Here is a 4,056-nt window from a genome sequence, read left to right as displayed (position 1 = left end):
GCTGGCCGGGCTGCTGCCTCGGGGTGGTGCCGACCACCCGGCGGTCGTGGCCGGGGCGCGCGGCATGGCCGAGCGGCTGCGCCGTCCCGGCGGCCCGGCCGGGCCGCTCGCCGACGAGCTGACCCGGATCTGGTCCGGGGTGACCGGCACGGTGGCGGCGCTGACCCGGGAGGTGGAGCGGCTCGGCGACGAGCTGCGCGACCGGCCCGCCCCGGTCGTGGTCTGCCACGGCCACCCACATCTGGGCAACCTGCTGCTCGGGCCGGACGGGCGGGTCTGGCTGATCGACTGGGACGACGCGGTGCTGGCCCCGCGCGAGTGTGACCTGATGTTCGTCCAGGGTGGAGTGCTCGCCTTCGCGCCGGTCACCGCCGGGGAGCGGGACGCCTTCTTCGCCGGCTACGGCCCCGTCGACGTCGATGCCGCGCGCCTGGCCTGGTTCCTCACCGTCCGCGCCCTGCACGGCCTCGCCGACTGGTCCCGTCAGGCGCTCGACGTCGGGTCGACCGAGGCGGAGCGGGTGCGGGCGTTGCGGATCGTCCGTGGACTGGTGTCACCCGTCGGGCTGGTCACGCTCGCGCGCTCCGCGCTGCGCGACCTGGGCCGCGTGTCCTGAGCCCGATCCGGGCCGCGTGTCCTGAGCTCGAGGGCGGCGCGGACGCCGGTCAGCACTCGGCCAGGTGAGCGGTGTCGACGAGCTGCCGGGCCGGCCGTGCCGCGCCGAGGCTCTTCGCCCGGTACATCGCGGCGTCGGCGCGGTCGAGGGCCTCGGTGAGCTGTCCCGGCCCGGTCACCGGGGCCAGCCCGACGGAGGCGGTCACCCGGACGCTCAGCCCACCCAACGGAATCGGTGCGGCGAGGGTGTCGCAGAGCCGCCGGGTGGCGTGCTCGATCCACCGCCGGTCGACGCTCGGGGTGGCGAGCAGGCCGGCGAACTCGTCGCCGCCGAGCCGGGCGACCAGGTTGTCCCCGGCGAAGGCGGCGAGCCGCTCGGCGACGCTGACCAGCACCCGGTCGCCGGCCGCGTGCCCGTAGCGGTCGTTGATCTGCTTGAAGTCGTCGACGTCGAGCACCACGGCGATGAGCGGTTGCCCGGCGGCGTCGGTGAGCAGCGCCGCCGCCAGCCGGTAGAAGGCGCGGCGGTTGGGCAGGCCGGTCAGCGGGTCGTGGCTGGCGGCGTGCCGTTCGGCGGCGAGTTCGGCCTGGAGATGCATGATCTCGCACTCGGCGCGGACCGCGCGGCGCCGTAGCTGCCAGGAGGAGACGAGGGCTCCGGCGGCGCAGATGCCGGACGCGATGGTCAGCGGATCCGGCACGAGCCCTCCCGTCGCACGACGCCTGCGGCCGTCGACCGGCGGTGGTCCGCGCCTCGTGTCGGGCCTTGTTTTCCCTGGTGGCAGCCCAGGTGTGGGTGACTCACAGTGAACGGATGGGCACCGCGCACGTGCGTTATCATGCTCGCCGTCCGATGCAGATGCAATAGCAGATGCACGTGCACGAAGCCCTTGGTCGATATCGCGCCCTCTCGCCAGACCGCTCCTCCCACGGCGCCGGCGGGTCTTCTGAGAGAGAAAGACGCACATGCAGCAGCCACAGAACGGCGTACCCACCAGCCAGTTGCCCCCGCTCACCTGGCAGAAGAGCCGGCGGAGCAACCCCAGCGGCAACTGCGTCGAGCTGGCCGAACTGCCCGGCGGCGCCGGCATCGCCATGCGCAACTCCCGTCATCCGGAAGGGCCGGCGCTGATCTACACGGTGGACGAGATCACGGCCTTCGTGCTCGGTGCCCGGGACGGCGACTTCGACCACCTGCTCGACTGACCGTTCGTCCCGTCGGTGGGACCGATCGCCCGTCCCGCAGGCATTCACCTCACTGACGGTCCATGACATGCTTACACGTCGGCCGGGCTGGGGCGCTCGGTCGGCACCATCTGGCATGCGGAGGTCGGCAGTGGCGATGGTTCCCGCCGAGGGCGCGTCGGCCACCGGGCCGACCGTGCTCCGCATGCTGCTCGGCGCCCAGCTGCGCCGGCTGCGCGAGTCCAGCGGGGTGACCCGGGAGGGCGCCGGCTGGGAGATCCGCTCGTCCGAATCCAAGATCAGTCGGATGGAGCTGGGTCGGGTCGGCTTCAAGGAACGCGACGTCGCCGACCTGCTCACCCTCTACGGCGTCACCGCCCCGGACGAACGCGAGGCGCTGCTCAAGCTCGCCCGCGACGCCAACAGCCCGGGCTGGTGGCACCGCTACGGCGACGTGCTGCCGAGCTGGTTCCAGTCGTACCTCGGCCTGGAGGCCGCTGCGGCGCTCATCCGCAGCTACGAGGTGCAGTTCGTTCCCGGCCTGCTGCAGACCCCGGAGTACGCCCGGGCCGTGGTGCTGCTCGGTCACGGTCGGGCCACGCCGGCGGAGGTCGAACGCCGGGTCGCCCTGCGCATGCAACGCCAGCAGTTGCTCCACCGGGAGGATCCGCCGCAGCTCTGGGCCGTGGTGGACGAGGCGGCGCTCCGCCGGCCGATCGGCGGCGCCGAGGTGATGCGGGGCCAGGTGGCGGCGTTGATCGAGGCGACCAAGTCGCCGAACGTCCGGCTGCAGGTCATCCCGTTCGCCGCCGGCGGGCACGCCGCCGCCGGTGGGGCCTTCACCATCCTGCGCTTCGGTGACCAGGACCTGCCCGACATCGTCTACATCGAACAGCTCACCAGCGCCCTCTACCTCGACAAGCGCGACGACCTCGACCACTACGCGGTGGCGATGGAGCGGCTCTGCGTCGAGGCGGAGCCGCCGGAGCGTACGCCGGAGATCCTCGGCCGGATCCTGGACGACCTCTACCCTCGGTGACCGTCCCGGGGCCCTGCCGCGGGCCGTGCTGGCGCTACCATGGTCGCCGTCCGGTGACAGTGGACGGGCGCGACCGCCCACGATCCGCACCCCGGCCCTGGAGAACCGCGCTTCCTCCAGCGGGCGGTGGGCTACCTGGCGCGGGAGGCGGGCATCCGCCAGTTCCTCGACATCGGCACCGGCATCCCGACCGCCGACAACACCCACGAGGTCGCCCAGGCCGCCGCCCCGGGGTCGCGGGTGGTCTACGTCGACAACGACCCGATCGTGCTCGCGCACGCCCGGGCGCTGCTCACCAGTTCGACCGAGGTGCCACCGCCTACATCGACGCCGACCTGCGCGACCCGGAGAAGATCCTCAGCCACCCCGAGCTGCTGCGCATGATCGACCTGTCCCGGCCGGTCGGGCTGATGCTGGTGGCGATCCTGCACTTCGTCCCCGACGGCGACGACCCGTACGCCCTGGTCGACCGGCTGCTGGACGCGCTGCCGGCGGGCAGCTACCTGGCCGCCTCGCACGCCACCCACGACTACCTGCCCCCGCACATCGCCCAGGAGGCGAAGGCGGCGGCCAGGGGTGGTGGCCCGCCCGGTGTGATCAACCTACGCAGCCTGGCCGAGTTCACCCGGTTCTGGGACGGGCTGAAGCTGGTGGAGCCCGGCATCACGTCGGTGGCCGAGTGGCGTGCCGAGGACCCGCAGCCCCGCCCCTCGATGTCCGAGGTCAGCATGGACGGGGCGGTCGCCCGCAAGCCCTGACCGCTCCGCCCGCCCGCCTCGCCCACCCCGTCCGGCCCCCGGCCCGGCGGCGTGGGCTCTTTTGCGGCGGGTGTTTCCCATTGACCGGTTCCGGCGGCGCCGCTAGTCTCTGAATCGATACAGACTGAATCGATTCAGAGAGGTGCCGGTGAAGCCCACCCTGCAGGCCGTCGCGGACGCCGTCGGCGTCTCCCGGAGCACCGTCTCCAACGCCTACTGCCGCCCGGACCAGCTCTCCGCCGCGCTGCGCGAGCGGATCCTCCAGACCGCGCGTCAGATCGGCTACCCGGGGCCCAACCCGACCGCCCGGTCGCTGCGGCGGGGATTCGTCGGCGCCATCGGGGTGCTGTTCACCTCGCAACTGTCGTACGCCTTCACCGACCCCTTCGCGGTCCGCTTCCTGGCCGGCGTCGCCGGGGCGGCCGAGCGGCACGGCACCAGCCTGCTGCTCGTGCCGCT

The 4,056-nt window shown here is 73.0% G+C and carries 5 protein-coding genes and 1 pseudogene; 5 read left to right on the top strand and 1 reads right to left on the bottom strand.

The window, feature by feature from the left end; all coding sequences use genetic code 11:
• A partial coding sequence (locus NCC78_RS28750) for a phosphotransferase family protein (RefSeq protein ID WP_250798443.1) occupies nt 1–616 on the top strand: 616 nt, incomplete at its 5' end.
• Nucleotides 617–665: 49 nt separating this feature from the next.
• On the opposite strand, the gene NCC78_RS28745 is transcribed toward NCC78_RS28750, so the two are convergent.
• Nucleotides 666–1,316, bottom strand: coding sequence for a GGDEF domain-containing protein (locus NCC78_RS28745; protein WP_250798440.1), 651 nt, complete (start codon nt 1,314–1,316; stop codon nt 666–668).
• 265 nt (nt 1,317–1,581) lie between these two features.
• Here NCC78_RS28745 and NCC78_RS28740 point away from each other — a divergent pair, with 265 nt between their 5' ends.
• The 4 genes and pseudogenes from NCC78_RS28740 to NCC78_RS28725 all read left to right on the top strand — a co-directional run.
• The gene (locus tag NCC78_RS28740; RefSeq protein WP_250798439.1) at nt 1,582–1,821 is read left to right on the top strand and encodes a DUF397 domain-containing protein; all 240 of its coding nucleotides are present in this window, start codon (nt 1,582–1,584) and stop codon (nt 1,819–1,821) included.
• A gap of 130 nt (nt 1,822–1,951) precedes the next feature.
• The gene (locus tag NCC78_RS28735; RefSeq protein ID WP_250798438.1) at nt 1,952–2,839 is read left to right on the top strand and encodes a Sco1979 family transcriptional regulator; all 888 of its coding nucleotides are present in this window, start codon (nt 1,952–1,954) and stop codon (nt 2,837–2,839) included.
• A gap of 126 nt (nt 2,840–2,965) precedes the next feature.
• Nucleotides 2,966–3,597, top strand: a pseudogene (locus tag NCC78_RS28730) (SAM-dependent methyltransferase).
• Between the two features lie 148 nt (nt 3,598–3,745).
• Nucleotides 3,746–4,056, top strand: a 311-nt coding sequence (locus tag NCC78_RS28725) for a LacI family DNA-binding transcriptional regulator (RefSeq protein WP_250798437.1), incomplete at its 3' end; no start/stop codon positions are given.

It is taken from the genome of Micromonospora phytophila (assembly GCF_023656545.1).
Classification (GTDB): Bacteria; Actinomycetota; Actinomycetes; order Mycobacteriales; family Micromonosporaceae; genus Micromonospora; species Micromonospora phytophila.
This window is presented reverse-complemented; position numbering and strand designations above follow the sequence as displayed.